Here is a 15671-nt window from a genome sequence, read left to right on the forward strand (position 1 = left end):
AAATCATAATAAAAATGCGATTTTGTGATAAATGTCACATACTATGCTTATGAATTACATCATAATAAAGACATAGCCGGAGGGAGAAAATAACAGCTTCCGGTATCGTACAGGCGAGACAAGCATTAGCTTAAATGCTTTTGTGATTTTATTCACAATAATGGAGGGATTATCAATGTCAGTTATCGAAAGAAATGTACAGGATAATTTAAAAAAAGATGCATGGCGCAATTTCAAATCAGGTAAATGGGCAAAACATGTAGATACTCGTGATTTTATTGAGCAAAACATTAGCGCATATCAAGGAAACGAAACATTCCTAGCTGGCCCTACTTCAAATACAAAAGACTTGTGGGATATTATTTCTAAACTATCTAAAGAAGAGATCGAACGTGGCGGAGTATGGGATGTAGATGCTGCAACACCTTCTACTATCACTTCACATGGTCCTGGATACTTGGACAAAGACAAAGAACAAATCGTCGGTGTTCAAACAGATGCTCCTTTCCGTCGTTCGCTTCAACCGTTCGGTGGTATCAAAATGATGATCGATGCTTGTAAAGCGTATGGCTTTGAAGTACCAGAACAAATCATTGATATCTTCACTAATATTCGTAAAACGCATAACCAGGGTGTATTCGATGCTTATACGTCCGATATGAGAGCAGCACGTAAAGCAGGTATCATTACAGGCTTGCCAGATGCTTACGGTCGTGGACGTATTATCGGTGACTATCGCCGCGTAGCATTGTACGGTGTAGACTTCTTGATCAACGAAAGAAAACAAGATTTGAATGACATGGAAGTTGACGTAATTGATGAAGAAGTTATTCGTCTTCGTGAAGAAGTATCTGAACAAATTCGTGCTCTAGGCGAATTGAAAAAAATGGCTGAAATGCATGGCTTCGATATTTCCAAACCTGCACAAACAGCTAAAGAAGCGTTCCAATGGGTATACTTCGGTTACCTTGCAGCAATCAAAGAACAAAATGGTGCAGCGATGTCTCTAGGACGTGTATCTTCTTTCCTTGATATTTATATCGAACGTGATGTAAAAGAAGGCACATTAACAGAACAACAAGCTCAAGAATTGGTAGACCATTTTGTAATGAAATTGCGTATCGTTAAATTCTTGCGTACTCCAGACTACAACGAATTGTTCAGTGGTGACCCTACTTGGGTTACAGAATCTATCGGTGGTATGGCTGTAGACGGCAAAACATTAGTAACTAAAAACAGCTTCCGTTTCTTGCATACATTATACAACTTGGGACCTGCACCAGAACCTAACTTGACTGTATTGTGGTCAGAACAATTGCCAGAAGCTTTCAAAAAATTCTGTGCTAAAGTTTCAATCGAAACAAGTTCTATCCAATACGAAAACGATGATCTTATGCGTCCGATCTATGGCGATGATTACGGTATTGCTTGCTGTGTATCCGCTATGCGTATCGGTAAACAAATGCAGTTCTTCGGTGCTCGTGCTAACCTTGCCAAAGCATTATTGTATGCAATCAATGGTGGACGTGACGAGAAATCAGGCGTTCAAGTAGGACCTGAATATCCTGCAATCACTTCTGAAGTGCTTGAATATGACGAAGTCATGAAACGCTTCAAAGCAATGATGGAATGGTTAGGCAAATTGTACATGAACACATTGAACGTTATCCATTACATGCATGACAAATATAGCTACGAACGTATCGAAATGGCATTACATGATCGTGATATCTTACGTACAATGGCTTGTGGTATTGCTGGTCTATCTGTAGCAGCTGACTCATTGAGCGCTATCAAATATGCAAAAGTAACACCTATCCGTGACGAACGTGGTATTGCTGTAGACTTCAAAATTGAAGGCGAATATCCTTGCTACGGTAATAACGATGATAAAGTCGATCAAATTGCTGTTGAATTGGTAGAAACATTTATGGGTATGATTCGCAAAAACAAAGCATACCGTGGTGCAACACCAACACAATCAGTACTAACAATCACTTCTAACGTAGTGTACGGTAAAAAAACAGGTACAACACCAGATGGACGTAAAGCTGGCGAACCATTCGCACCAGGTGCTAACCCTATGCACGGAAGAGATACAAAAGGTGCACTTGCATCTCTAAGTTCCGTTGCTAAATTACCATACGAAGATAGCTTGGATGGTATTTCTAACACATTCTCTATCGTACCAAAAGCATTAGGTAAAGAAGAAGAAATCCGTAAATCAAACCTTGTATCTATGCTAGACGGATACTTTGGTAGCAATGCTCATCACTTGAACGTGAACGTGTTTGCTCGTGAACAACTACTAGACGCTATGGAACACCCAGAAAACTACCCACAATTAACAATCCGTGTATCTGGATATGCTGTTAACTTTGTGAAATTGACTCGTGAACAACAAATGGATGTCATCAACCGCACATTCCACGGATCAATGTAATACAAACTTTTAAAAATAATAAAGCAATAAAACTAACCAAAGTAATCAAAGCTTTTAACTGCTAACCAACAATGAATGATATAAGTTATATCTGAAAATGTAACTCTATCTGCTGAGTGAAGGCTATAGAATTATTTTGGAGAAGCGAAGCGTTCGCCTTTAAGATTCGGATATCGACTGCGAAAGCAGTTCATTCCAGATATCCGATCTTAACAGCGATCGTAAAAATAATCTATCGACGTAACGGAGCATGCTAGAGCGATACATTTTCACATAACTTATATACATCAACTCAGACGAAAGGGGTGATTGATCATGGTAAAAGGCCGTGTTCACTCGCTAGAAACGTTCGGTACCGTCGATGGCCCGGGCATACGATTTGTACTATTTATGCAGGGTTGTCTGATGAAATGCCAATACTGTCATAACCCTGATACATGGAACTTGGACGGAGGTAAAGTGATGGAGCTAGAAGAAGTGCTAGCTGAAATCGAACCTTACTTGAGTTACTACCGTTCTTCTGGTGGAGGATTGACTGTATCCGGCGGCGAACCAACGTTACAAGCTCCTTTTGTTAGAGAATTGTTCAAAGCAGTCAAAGAACGTTGGAATCTCAGTACAACACTCGACAGTAATGGATTCAACGAACCTGGTAAAATCCATGAACTGCTTGAAGTCACAGATCTAGTCATGCTAGATATTAAGCATATTAACAATGAAAAGCACAAAAAATTGACTGGTGTATCGAATGAACGCACTCTACACACTGCACAATGGCTGTCTGACAATGGACGCAAAATGTGGATACGCCATGTATTTGTACCGGGAATTAATGATGCTGAAGAAGATTTGATCGCTTTAGGCGAATTTATCGGTACATTAAAAGGAGTAGAGAAGTTCGAAATTTTACCTTATCATCAGATGGGCATCTACAAATGGGAAGCGCTGGGACGCATCTATCCGCTGGATGGGGTTCCTTCGCCAACCGAAGCTGAAGTAGATCGTGCTTATCGTCTGATCGAACAAGGTCGTCGTCAAGTCTCTTGTGTCTAATCCTCCTCTTTATGAAAATAGATAGAATAACAACCATAGTCAGTAAAAAGGGTATACGAACGTGAAACCAGAAGTCCTTTCCAGAGTAATCAGGGAAAGGGCTTTTTGGTATGTCTTTTTGGTGTGTATAGGTATGTTATATATTTCGCTAGCTATACAGTGTCCTTACTTAAAAAAATTCCCCAAAACCCAAACTTTATCCGCTTGTTGACTTACATATAGTTATCTATACTTAAATAAGGATCTAGCTAGTCATTTCATGCTCGGATAAAGACATCTTTTCAAAATAGGCTCAAGCTTAAGGGGGATACATATGAACACTATTCAATTATCAGACCTGACCTTAGACCAGAAAATCGGACAATTGTTTGTATGTGGATTTCATACAAATGTACCGAATGAACATATTACTGAATTGATAGAGAAATATCATGTAGGTGGAGTGATTTATTTTCGCCGTAATATAGGAAAAGCTCGTCAGATTACAGACCTTTCAGCAGGATTGCAGCAGATTGCTCACAGGCAAGGATTACCTCCATTATTGATAGCAATCGATCAAGAAGGAGGAATGGTGAGCCGAATTGACCAAGACGAGATGAGCCTGATTCCAGGCAATATGACATTAGGAGCTGTAAATGATGTAAGGCTGACCTCTGCGGCTTCAGCGATAAGTGCACGCGAACTACGCACACTTGGAATCAATGTTAATTTTGCTCCATGTGTAGATGTGAATAATAACCCGCGTAATCCGGTTATTGGTGTACGTTCCTATTCAGAGAAACCAGAAGTGGTAGCGATTCATGGAGCGGCTGCCATTCAAGCGATTCAACAAGAAAAGGTAGCCGCTACAGCCAAACATTTTCCCGGGCATGGAGATACAGAAGTTGATTCGCATTACGGCTTGGCTTCGGTGCCTCATGACAAAGCTCGTTTGGAACAGATAGAATTACTTCCTTTTCGGGCAGCTATACAAGCAGGGGTAGATATGATTATGTCTGCACATGTGATTTTTCCAGCGTTTGAACCAGAGTCGATTCCAGCAACTTTATCACGTAAAGTATTGACTGATCTGCTTCGGACTGAAATGGGTTTTGACGGATTAATCGTAACCGATTGTCTGGAAATGCATGCGATTGCGAAGCATTTTCCGATTCCACAGGCAACAGTGATGGCGGCGCAAGCAGGAGCCGATCTTTTACTGGTTAGTCATACACTAGAGCATCAGATCGCTGCGATTGAAGCAATCAAAGAAGCTGTTCAACAAGGTCATCTATCTGAAGCACAAATTGATGCTTCGGTCGAACGTATACTTGCGCTCAAAGCCAAACATCAAATGAATGCAGAACCTTACCCGATAGAAGAGTGGACAGAGCGGTTAGAGCCGTCAACGATCGAACCGATTTTACGTGATATTGCAGAACGAAGTATTACACTTGTCAAAGATGAAGGGCAATTGCCTTTACAAGAAAACGATCAGGTATTAGTGATCTGGCCACAGGTAACACGTCTAACAGAAGTCGATGAACCAACAGGGCATGATATCAGCTTTGCTCAAGCGCTTCGTAGTTATGGCATTAATGCTACGCAGATTATTATCGATTCTAGACCAGAACCGGAAGAGATCCAGCAGGTGTTAGAGCAAGCTATTCATTATCCTAAAGTGATTTTTGCTGCGTATACATCATCAGGACTGTTACCTCTTGGACAGGCAAAACTAGCTCGTCAGTTATCTTTGCTACCAGATACAGCATTGATCGTAGCTTCTGTACGTAATCCTTATGATATAAATGATCTACCTGAGATCAAGACGTATATATGTAGTTATGAAAATCGAAAGTATGCTGTAGAAGCATTAGCCGCTGTAATCGCAGGAGTGAAGCCAGCACTTGGCAAGCTACCCGTTAGCTTAAACGACCAATATCGGATTCAATTATAGAACGTGATATCGTTTATTTTGTGCCTAGGATATGGTTCTATCTATAGCTGATAGGTAATATCTATCGTCAAAATAGGTTATTGGATTTATTTGTGGTAAAGTATAACTAATGACGTTTTCTGAGCACATCATGTAGTCAAAAACAGTCTATTCATCGCTGATGGATAAGGCTGTTTTTTATGTGATTTTTCGTTGTGATAGATGTGGCTGAAGTGTGAACAGATACGCATGTTGTAAGGTTTCTTCAACAACAGAGAAACTTTTTAACGTTTGGTGCGTCTTATTAATGTGCCAATTCGGGGGAAAGACCAATGTTTTTAGATGTACAAGACAGTAAATTGCTATGAGAAGGAGCCTAATAATGAAATTCAAGAAGACGTTACTAATTGCATTACTCGCTGTAGCTCAGACTGTTGCGACTGTTCCAGGAGCACAAGTTCACGCTGCTGAAGGCGATGTGGATAGCAGTATCGTACAAGATGTATACAATGATACTCAAGGTGCTGTAGGAGACGATACTACAGTAACTGATCCTAATGCAGTTACAGATCCTAACGCAGTGACTGATCCGACGACAGATCCTGCTGGTACAGTACCCACTGTTCCGACAACACCACCTACTACAGTTACACCTCCAGTAACTACACCGACAACACCTACTGTGGTGACTGATGTGTATTCTGCTGGACCTAACAAAGTGATTTTTATGATGAACTCTAACCAGATTTATCAAGATGGTAAATTATACTTTTCAGATCAACCTATGGCTGTGAAAAGTGGAGTATCTTACGTATCGGTTCGCGCACTTGTGACCCGTGTCGGTCTGAAGCTTACATATGATGCTAAGACCAAAGAAACCATTATGCAAAAAGATGGTAAAGAATTACGCTTCAAAACAGACAGTAAGTACTACACTGTAAATGGTGTGAGCACTTTGATGAAAGGCCCAGCTTTTCAACAAAAAAATGTATTTATGGTTCCTTTGACTTCGATCACTCAAGCATTAAATATTCCTTATACTGTACAAGGTAAATTAGTGGTATTAGATCTAGTTGTCAAACCAACAGCTTCCTTTACTGTTTCACCTACTGCTATTTATGCAGGTCAAACATTGGTAACATACAAAACAAAATCTACCACTTCTGATGGCAGTCCTATCGCTAATGAAACATGGACAGGACGCGAAGACATTTTTGCAGAAGCAGGTCCTCATGTGATCACGTATTCTGTAATGGATTCATCCGGTCAATGGAGTGATCCGTACACGGTTACGATCAACGTACTTCCTCCTAACCAACCGCCAGTAGCGATGTTTAATACGAACCAAGAAACATATCGCATGGGTGAATTGGTAACTTATACGGATATGAGTACAGATGATGAAAATGCAATTAACCCAGATTTAACAAAATGGGATAATAAGCAATTAGCATTCTTTACACCAGGTCCACAGACGATTACATTAACAGTAACCGATAAACATGGTGCAACAGGCACATATAGCAAAACGATCAATGTAACAGATCAAACATTGTATACAGCAGAAGATTTCTATCCGCTATTTACACCAACTGGAGATTCTTTCGACTTTAACGGTTCATTGATTCCAACATGGGCAACAGTAACAAATGCTCAAGTCACTGATGATCCAAGTCGTCTGATTCGTAGTAACAGCCCTGAACGTGTTTTAACTAAAGGTATCGTATATCAAGAATCTGCTACAGGTGCAACACGCTTTATGGTGCATCATTTGAATGAAACAGGTAGTAGCAAAAAAATGTACGTGGTAGCAACGAACCCGAACGCTACACCAGCTACACTTAACATTCAAGCTGTTGGTTTTGGAGGACCTAATCCTTATGCTACAGCAGTGGGTAAAGTTTCTGTAAAACGTTACTTTGAATCTATGCAAAGTGGAGCAGATGCTCAATCTGTTGTTCTACAACCAGGACAAAGCCAAGTTATCTTTAATCAACTAAGTGCTAACGCAATGAAGAACGATACCGTTATTTCATTATTCGGCGATCTAGTAAGTGATTCTAACGTACAATACACAGTGATGATGATTGATGAAAATCAAGATCCTATCGCTGCACTTGCTACAGAACCTAAATTGGACCGCGATGGTATTCATAACCGTGGTACGTATGACAATGCTGTACGTAATATTCATGTAGCTGACTTGATCGGTAACACAACAGTTCGTATGCCTATCGGAGACAACAATAGTGATCCTAACTTAATGGGTACAGATCCATTGTCAATGACTGAAGCTTCTAACGCAGGTAACTTCGGTGTGTTATACAAAATCAAGTTAGATATGGTTGCACCTAATACAATGATTTCCTTTAATGCTCGTGGTGGTCGTTACTCTGGTTACATGTATGTAAATGGAGCAATCACAGCAATCAAAAATAGCGGTGCAGCAACAACAGCGAATGATAATGTTGTGCTTTATCGTACAGGAACATTAGATACAGAAGCAGTAGAATTGTGGTTTACAGCAGCGCCTGGTAGTAACTTGCCAGTCAACTTGTTATTCACACAATTGCCAGCTAAAAAACAATAATCGTTTTATCAAAAAGCCCGGATCAGTTTTACTGATTCGGGCTTTTTTGCTTGTTTTGATATAATCATTAACTTTTACTAGAATCAATTGACGATTGTGTTCAAATAAGGCATGATGGAGAAATGTGTAATGATGTTCCGATAAGCTTTAATTAGTAACGTAATCGCCATAAACTTTTGACGAATAATTACGCATCGCACACCGTTATGTTGTATAATAGTTATTATTACGAATAATACAATAATTCATGTAAACGATAAAAGATAGATTAGGACAGGAGGAATAACTCATGCTGTCGACAGAACAAATCATCGATACGATGTCAGCACAAGGGTTGCGAATTACAGATCAACGTCGCACATTAGCACGTTTATTTGCAGAAGCTCCCGGTTATCTGACCGCTAAAGATGTATATGACTATATGGGTAAAAAGTACAGTGGGCTTAGCTTTGATACGGTCTACCGCAATTTGCGTGTGATGCAGGAGCTAGGTGTGTTAGAACAGATCGTTTTTGAAGATGGTGTCAAATTTAAAAGTCATTGTAGTCAAGACCATCATCACCATCATATGATCTGCTTACAATGTGAAAAAACGTATCCGATTGCTTTTTGCCCGATGGATATGACAGATATGCCTGAACAATTTGAAGTGGTCAAACACAAATTTGAAGTGTTCGGATATTGTAAAGATTGTCGTCAAGAAATGGGTGCTGGAGATGGCAAAGAAGGTCCCACTCTACATCTCAAACCATCTAAATTGATGTCTCATGAATATGATAATCATGAGCCTGCAGGTAAAAGCCAGTGAAGCGCAAATTGAGTCGTCGTGCGGTTCAGGCGCCGATCCATGTGTATCGCAAATTCATTTCACCACTCAAACCACCAACATGTCGCTTTTATCCGACTTGTTCTCAGTATGCTTTAGAAGCGATTGATATTCATGGTGTCGTCAAAGGTGTAGGATTAGCTGCCAGACGGATAGGGAAATGTCATCCTTTTCATCCAGGAGGATTTGACCCTGTACCGCCTGCCAAATCGAAGGATACATCTTCTTCAGTCACTAATCAGGAACAGCAAAATGCTTGACAGGTGATTTGGAAGTTCGGTATATTCATAACATCAAATATTATTTCCTGTGAATGGATAAGTAGATGAAAAATGCACCAGTACAGAGAGCCGGAGTAGCTGGGAACCGGTATGGTTAGCGTCATCGAATATGGTCCGGGAGGAACTGTAGTCAAGCATATGTCACGTATACATATGTAAGGCTTCAGCGTGAACCAGCGTTAATGGGCAGTCTGCGAAAGACTGAAAGAGTCTACTTCTGTAAAGGAGTAGAGAATTTGGGTGGTAACGCGTGAGTCTATGCTCTCGTCCCATATAGGGGCGGGGGCTTTTTTGCGTCCAGATATGGAAATGAGAACATAGCAATTTCAACATATTTAAGGAGGAATTATAATGTCAGCCAAACCTACTTTTTATTTGACAACACCAATCTATTACCCGAGCGACAAATTGCATATCGGTCATGCATATACAACTGTAGCCGGTGATGCGATGGCTCGTTACAAACGCCTAAGAGGATATGATGTTCGTTATCTTACAGGAACAGATGAGCATGGACAAAAGATCGAACGTAAAGCGTTAGAAAAAGGACAGACTCCACAACAATTTATTGATGGTGTAGTAGAAGGAATCAAAAAATTGTGGGATCAATTAGATATTTCGTATGACGATTTTATCCGTACCACTGAAGAGCGCCATAAAGTTGTAGTTCAAGAAATTTTTGATCGTTTGCTCAAACAAGGTGATATTTATAAAGGTGAATACGAAGGCTGGTATAGTATTCCAGATGAGACCTATTATACAGAGACGCAAATTGTCGATATTGAGCGTAATGCAGATGGCGAGATTATTGGAGGGAAAAGTCCGGATAGTGGACATCCTGTAGAATTAGTTAAAGAAGAATCTTATTTCTTCCGTATGAGCAAATATGCAGATCGTCTATTAAAATACTATCAAGATAACCCTGAATTTATTCAACCTGAATCTCGTAAAAATGAAATGATTAATAACTTTATCAAGCCGGGACTTGAAGATTTGGCAGTTTCCCGTACTACGTTTGAGTGGGGCGTACAAGTTAAAGGAGATCCTAAGCATATTGTGTATGTATGGATCGATGCACTTTCTAACTACATTACAGCATTAGGCTATGGAACAGATAATCCAGAATTATTCAACAAATTCTGGCCAGCAGATATTCACCTGGTAGGTAAAGAAATCGTTCGTTTCCATACAATCTATTGGCCGATTATGTTGATGGCGCTAGATCTACCATTACCTAAAAAAGTATTTGGACATGGTTGGTTATTAATGAAAGACGGTAAAATGTCCAAGTCCAAAGGAAATGTGGTTGATCCGGTAACTCTAATCAATCGTTATGGTCTAGATTCTCTGCGTTATTATTTGCTACGTGAAGTACCTTTTGGTTCTGATGGTACATTTACACCGGAGAGCTTTGTCGATCGTGTCAATTCAGATTTGGCGAATGATCTAGGTAACTTGCTTAATCGTTCGGTAGCTATGGTCGATAAGTATTGTAGTGGTACTATTCCTGCTTATCCGGGTCGTCTACTTGAAGTGGATGGAACATTAGAAGATATCGCTGCACAAACGATCGAGAAAGTAGAAAATGCGTTTGAAAATCTTGAATTTTCTGTAGCTCTAACAGCGATCAGTCAGTTGATTAGTCGGACTAATAAATATATTGATGAGACGCAACCATGGGTACTTGCCAAAGACGAAGCTAATCAACCGCAATTGGATTCGGTGATGTATCATCTTGTAGAGACATTGCGTATCGTTTCTGTATTATTGCAACCATTCTTAACACGTGCACCTAAAAAAATCTGGGCACAACTTGGCATTACAGAAGGCGAACTTACCGCTTGGGAAAGTATTCGTACGTATGGTCAGATTCCAGCAGGTACGACTGTTGTTAAAGGTGAACCTATTTTCCCTCGTCTAGATAGCAAAGAAGAAGTAGCTTATATCGTAGAAGCGATGGGTGGCGTATTAACAGCAGCAACTGAAAATACACCATCAACTACACCAGCTTCTGTACCTGTAGAAGTAGAAGAGTCACAAGCGCCTGAGATCAGTATTGACGACTTTGCCAAAGTTGAACTGCGCGTAGCTCAAGTGATCTCTGCTGAACCAGTTAAAAAGGCAGACAAACTGCTTAAATTACAACTGGATCTAGGTACAGAGCAACGTCAGGTTGTATCTGGTATTGCGAAGTTCTACACACCGGAAGAATTAGTAGGACGCAAAGTCATCTGCGTCACTAATCTTAAGCCTGTGAAATTACGCGGAGAAGAATCTAAAGGTATGATTTTAGCGGCTTCTCATGGCGATCAATTGACACTAGCTACGGTTCCAGACGGTATGCCGAACGGTGCTATTGTTAAGTAAAAGTATTTTCAAAAGATAAGTAAAGACCTTCCGTGGAACAGCATATATGGTGTACACATGGAAGGTTCTTTCTATCGTTTGAATCGCGTGCAAAACTTGCCAACTCATGCGAATTAAATGTATGATTATTGAATCAATATTTGCCAAATGAATACAGTACGTAGTGAAAAAGGGGGAGCAAGATGCCAACGCCCAGTATGGAGGATTATTTAGAGCGCATTTATAAATTAATCGATCAAAAGGGATATGCGCGTGTCTCGGATATTGCAGAAGGGTTAGAAGTACATCCTTCGTCCGTTACAAAGATGATCCAAAAATTAGATAAAGATGAATATTTGATTTATGAGAAGTACCGGGGATTAGTGCTGACAAGCAAAGGGAAAAAGATGGGCAAACGCCTTGTAGAGCGCCATCAATTACTCGAAGATTTCCTGAATGTTATCGGTGTTAACCCGGATTATATATACAAAGATGTAGAAGGTATAGAGCATCACCTGAGTTGGAATTCGATCACTCAAATTGAAACATTGCTAGAATATTTCCGTCGTGATCCGTCACGTGTGGAAGCGCTACAGAATCTACAAAAAGAGCTGATTAGCGACTCGTAAGGCAGGCATCTGTCGATCACTTGGCAGATGTCTTTTATTTTGTTCGCAACTTTGGTAACTGTCAGTCGTCTAATGTTATAAGCACCAAGCAACGATTTACTGGAGGTTTGAATTTATGAAAATGGTTCGTTTTATCGCTGTATTTTTAGTCATGTTGATGATTGTCCCTTCGATCAGTAGTACACTTCACGCCGCAGATTCGGATATTAAGATCATGCTAGATGGAGAACAGATACAAGGGGATGCTGCTCCTTACATAACCAGCAAGAGCAATGTAACGATGGTTCCTTTACGCTTAGTGAGCGAAAATTTAAAAGCCAAAATCGCCTGGAAACAATCGACAAGTACTGTTACGATTACTAGCGATAAGCAAGTGCTGGTACTGACTTCTGGTCAGAATACGGCTACGATCAATAACAAATCGGTTAGCTTAGATGCTTCGGTTGAAATGAAAAACGGTCGTGTGATGGTTCCGCTACGTTTTATCGGGGAAGGTCTGGGTCTTGATGTTAATTGGGATCAAGCCAACCAAACGGTAAATCTAGCAACAAGTAGCTATCAAGGTACAGGTAGTAAAAATAACAGTAGCAAGCCTTCTACACCACCTACTACCAATACAGGAACAACAGATAATAGTAATAGTGGAAAAGCTCCAACGAGCACCGTAGCCAAAGATGGGCTTCGTGGTGCATGGATCTCTACTGTCTACAATCTAGACTGGCCGGCTACATCCGGTGCAACCAAGCAAAAGCAAGAATTTTCAAAATTATTAGATGATCTACAAGGTATGGGGATTAATGCAGTATTCGTACAGGTTCGTCCTGCTGGAGATGCATTGTACAAATCTTCACTGATGCCATGGTCAAAATATCTAACCGGAACACAGGGCAAAGATCCTGGATATGATCCATTAGAGTATATGGTTGCTGAAGCTCATAAGCGTGGTATGGAATTCCATGCATGGTTTAACCCGTTCCGCGCAACAACCGATGCGAATACAAGCAAATTGGCAAGCAACAATGTAGTACTCAAACATCCTGACTGGGTGATTAAGTTCGATAATAAATATTATTTGAACCCGGGAATTCCAGCTGCTCGTCAATCGGTTATTGATACAGTGATGGAAGTTGTGAATAACTATGATATTGATGGTGTACATTTGGATGACTATTTCTATCCATATTCAGAAACAGCTTCGAACAAATTCGGCGATGATAGCACCTATGCTAGTTACAACAGTGGTAAGTTCAAAACTAAAGCGGATTGGCGTCGTGGCAATATCAACAGTTTTGTCCAACAACTAAATACATCGATTCACAATTCCAAACCTGCTGTGAAGTTCGGAATCAGCCCGTTCGGTGTATGGCGTAACAAATCTTCAGATATTACAGGTTCAGATACCAAAGCAGGCGTAACAGCTTACGATACAACGTATGCAGATACCCGCACATGGATCAAAAATGGTTGGATCGACTATATTGCTCCACAAGTATACTGGAGCATGACACTTCCTGTAGCTCGTTATGATAAAGTAGTAGACTGGTGGGCAAATGAAACCAAAAATACAGGTGTCGATCTGTATATCGGTCAGGCACTTTACAAAATCAGTACACCAGAAATCGGCTGGAGCAGTTCTAATGAAATCATTAACCAGCTCAAATACAATGAGAAATACAGCAATATCAAAGGTAGCATTTTCTTCAGTGCTAAAGATTTGAAAAAGAATCCGCAAGGCGTATTAGCAAAATTACGTTCATACTGGGGATTGTAAGATAATATAAGATTACAAAAAAGGGATTTTATCAGCCAGATACTGAGGCGATAGAATCCCTTTTTTTGATTAAAAAAGTAACATCGATAAATATAGAACATTAAAATCTGAGAACATAATAACTAGATAGCAAAAAAAGCATGATCTGTTCCTCGGTAAGAAGGAAAAGTCATGCTTTTTTTATAGATATAAATAGCTTTATGATAATAATTGCTATACTGAACGGATCTGGAATCTATTCATTAATCTAGTGAAATTTAGGAGCTTCATCATCATCTTTTCCTTTATTGCCTTGAATCACTTGAAAAGGATAACTCTTTTTCGGTTTGGATGAATGACTGCTAGATGGTCTAGCAGAAGTTGTTTTGTAGCTATTTTTCTGTGATCCATTCATTTTAGCCATGGTGCGTGCAGAAGGTTTGACTTTGGGGCCATTGTAACTTCGACCAGACATACCAGAAGTAGAACGCAGAACCAAAAACAATACAACAATTAAGATGATCGGTACAATAAGATTCGCCCAATTATATGTTGCAGGAGAAGCCACCATTTGGAATATTTCAAGAAACAGCCCGACCGCACCCAGTAACATAGCTACTCCAAAAACAATCAGTTGAACAGGTGATTTTCTCATTTTTATCATCCTTTCACAGGGTCAGGCGAAGAAGTGGTAACAGCAGAATGAACATGCTGTTGTTCAAGAGCAGCATCTAATTCACGCATGCGGTTGAATGAAGCAATAGAGACTTCAATTTGATCCAGTGTCGGTTCTTTTGTTGTTAACAACTGTAACCACAATCCGGGATATCCCAAATAGCGCAATACAGGTACTTCACGCAAGCTATTTGTAAATTTCAAAAATTCAAACGACACACCAATGACGACAGGCAACAAAACGATACGTTGGATAATACGCTCAGTTAGACTATCCCAACTGAATAGCGCATAGATAATCACTCCGATAATAACGGTTAATATAATAAAACTGCTTCCGCAGCGATAATGCAGACGACTATACTTTTGCACATTTTCCGGTGTTAATTCTTCGCCATGTTCATAAGCTGTAATGACTTTGTGTTCAGCACCATGATATTGAAACAGTCGCTTAATCATAGGTGTCTGTGAGATCGCCCAGAGGTAGATCAACAGCAGAACAATTTTGATAACTCCTTCAAGCAACGTATGCAGTGCATGATTGTCAAAAGCTTTTCCAAATAATAAACTTTCGACAAACACAGGAACCAGTGTAAAAACAAGCTTACCTACGATTAAAGAAAGAATACCGACTACTGCCACACCAAGCATCATACTAAGACTCATTTTCGATTCTTCTTTTTGCTTCTGCTCCGCGTATTCTTCAGGGCTCATCTGATCTTCGGAATAAGCATCAGCAGCATAATTCAGATGTTTGGAGCCTTTGGCACTTGAATCAATCAAACTTATAATTCCTCGCAACAATGGAATGCGGCGTAATGTTTTGACCCATGACTTATCCTGTCTAGGTACTTCTAAAAAGGTGATCTCACCATCTTTACGTCTTACAGCGGTCACATTCACATTTTTTCCACCGAACATAACGCCTTCTATTACTGCTTGGCCGCCATAGCTCGGAGGAGCAGATTGTTTTGACAAGTACAGTCACCCTTCCGTAGTTCGACATTATCGTGACTCACGAAATGCCTGATCAAGCTTATCTGTTCATTGATCATAGATAGAAATAAGCTTATCCTTTAATTGTAGCGGATTTAGCTGATTTTTACCAGAATACACTATGAGAAAGCCTAGAGAGAACAGATAAGATATTGTACTGCCTATTC

Annotated in this window: 11 protein-coding genes and 1 other annotated feature; of the genes, 9 read left to right on the forward strand and 2 right to left on the reverse strand. The window is 40.0% G+C overall.

The window, feature by feature from the left end:
• The first annotated feature begins 175 nt into the window (after nucleotides 1-175).
• The 9 genes from pflB (at nucleotide 176) to PQ460_RS08520 (ending at nucleotide 13854) form a co-directional block, all read left to right on the forward strand.
• Entirely contained in the window at nucleotides 176-2443 is a 2268-nt protein-coding gene (gene pflB / locus PQ460_RS08480) for a formate C-acetyltransferase (RefSeq protein ID WP_273612960.1), read from the forward strand.
• A 315-nt stretch (nucleotides 2444-2758) separates the two neighbouring features.
• Nucleotides 2759-3496, forward strand: coding sequence for a pyruvate formate-lyase-activating protein (gene pflA, locus PQ460_RS08485; protein WP_273612959.1), 738 nt, complete (start codon nucleotides 2759-2761; stop codon nucleotides 3494-3496).
• Between the two features lie 313 nt (nucleotides 3497-3809).
• On the forward strand, nucleotides 3810-5432 hold the full coding sequence (gene nagZ, locus PQ460_RS08490; protein ID WP_274172347.1) for a beta-N-acetylhexosaminidase: 1623 nt from the start codon (nucleotides 3810-3812) through the stop codon (nucleotides 5430-5432).
• A gap of 361 nt (nucleotides 5433-5793) precedes the next feature.
• A complete protein-coding gene (locus PQ460_RS08495) occupies nucleotides 5794-8001 on the forward strand; it encodes a stalk domain-containing protein (RefSeq protein WP_274172348.1) in 2208 nt (735 codons plus the stop codon).
• A 289-nt stretch (nucleotides 8002-8290) separates the two neighbouring features.
• Nucleotides 8291-8809, forward strand: a complete 519-nt coding sequence (locus PQ460_RS08500) for a Fur family transcriptional regulator (protein ID WP_274172349.1) — start codon at nucleotides 8291-8293, stop codon at nucleotides 8807-8809.
• The gene (yidD, locus tag PQ460_RS08505; protein ID WP_273612955.1) at nucleotides 8806-9087 is read left to right on the forward strand and encodes a membrane protein insertion efficiency factor YidD; all 282 of its coding nucleotides are present in this window, start codon (nucleotides 8806-8808) and stop codon (nucleotides 9085-9087) included. The genes PQ460_RS08500 and yidD overlap by 4 nt, the downstream gene beginning before the upstream one ends.
• Before the next feature lie 40 nt (nucleotides 9088-9127).
• Nucleotides 9128-9383 (forward strand) — a binding site (T-box leader).
• Between the two features lie 76 nt (nucleotides 9384-9459).
• Entirely contained in the window at nucleotides 9460-11475 is a 2016-nt protein-coding gene (metG, locus tag PQ460_RS08510) for a methionine--tRNA ligase (protein WP_274172350.1), read from the forward strand.
• A gap of 182 nt (nucleotides 11476-11657) precedes the next feature.
• On the forward strand, nucleotides 11658-12083 hold the full coding sequence (gene mntR / locus PQ460_RS08515; protein WP_069329089.1) for a transcriptional regulator MntR: 426 nt from the start codon (nucleotides 11658-11660) through the stop codon (nucleotides 12081-12083).
• 115 nt (nucleotides 12084-12198) lie between these two features.
• Complete coding sequence (locus tag PQ460_RS08520) at nucleotides 12199-13854, forward strand: family 10 glycosylhydrolase (RefSeq protein ID WP_274172351.1); 1656 nt, start codon at nucleotides 12199-12201, stop codon at nucleotides 13852-13854.
• A gap of 247 nt (nucleotides 13855-14101) precedes the next feature.
• Here PQ460_RS08520 and PQ460_RS08525 read toward each other — a convergent pair whose 3' ends face one another.
• Both PQ460_RS08525 and PQ460_RS08530 read right to left on the reverse strand, forming a co-directional pair.
• The gene (locus PQ460_RS08525; protein WP_273612952.1) at nucleotides 14102-14488 is read right to left on the reverse strand and encodes a hypothetical protein; all 387 of its coding nucleotides are present in this window, start codon (nucleotides 14486-14488) and stop codon (nucleotides 14102-14104) included.
• A gap of 5 nt (nucleotides 14489-14493) precedes the next feature.
• Nucleotides 14494-15486, reverse strand: coding sequence for a DUF1385 domain-containing protein (locus PQ460_RS08530; protein ID WP_274172352.1), 993 nt, complete (start codon nucleotides 15484-15486; stop codon nucleotides 14494-14496).
• Nucleotides 15487-15671 lie beyond the last annotated feature (185 nt).

This window comes from Paenibacillus sp. KACC 21273 (assembly GCF_028736095.1).
Taxonomy (GTDB): domain Bacteria; phylum Bacillota; class Bacilli; order Paenibacillales; family Paenibacillaceae; genus Saccharibacillus; species Saccharibacillus kyungheensis.

What these genes read in the sequence shown, in the direction of transcription:
- pflA (WP_273612959.1), top strand. Translation starts at nt 2,759, where the DNA reads ATGGTAAAAGGCCGTGTTCACTCGCTAGAAACGTTCGGTACCGTCGAT.
- mntR (WP_069329089.1), top strand. Translation starts at nt 11,658, where the DNA reads ATGCCAACGCCCAGTATGGAGGATTATTTAGAGCGCATTTATAAATTA.
- PQ460_RS08500 (WP_274172349.1), top strand. Translation starts at nt 8,291, where the DNA reads ATGCTGTCGACAGAACAAATCATCGATACGATGTCAGCACAAGGGTTG.
- PQ460_RS08525 (WP_273612952.1), bottom strand. Translation starts at nt 14,488, where the DNA reads ATGAGAAAATCACCTGTTCAACTGATTGTTTTTGGAGTAGCTATGTTA.
- PQ460_RS08495 (WP_274172348.1), top strand. Translation starts at nt 5,794, where the DNA reads ATGAAATTCAAGAAGACGTTACTAATTGCATTACTCGCTGTAGCTCAG.
- pflB (WP_273612960.1), top strand. Translation starts at nt 176, where the DNA reads ATGTCAGTTATCGAAAGAAATGTACAGGATAATTTAAAAAAAGATGCA.
- metG (WP_274172350.1), top strand. Translation starts at nt 9,460, where the DNA reads ATGTCAGCCAAACCTACTTTTTATTTGACAACACCAATCTATTACCCG.
- PQ460_RS08520 (WP_274172351.1), top strand. Translation starts at nt 12,199, where the DNA reads ATGAAAATGGTTCGTTTTATCGCTGTATTTTTAGTCATGTTGATGATT.
- nagZ (WP_274172347.1), top strand. Translation starts at nt 3,810, where the DNA reads ATGAACACTATTCAATTATCAGACCTGACCTTAGACCAGAAAATCGGA.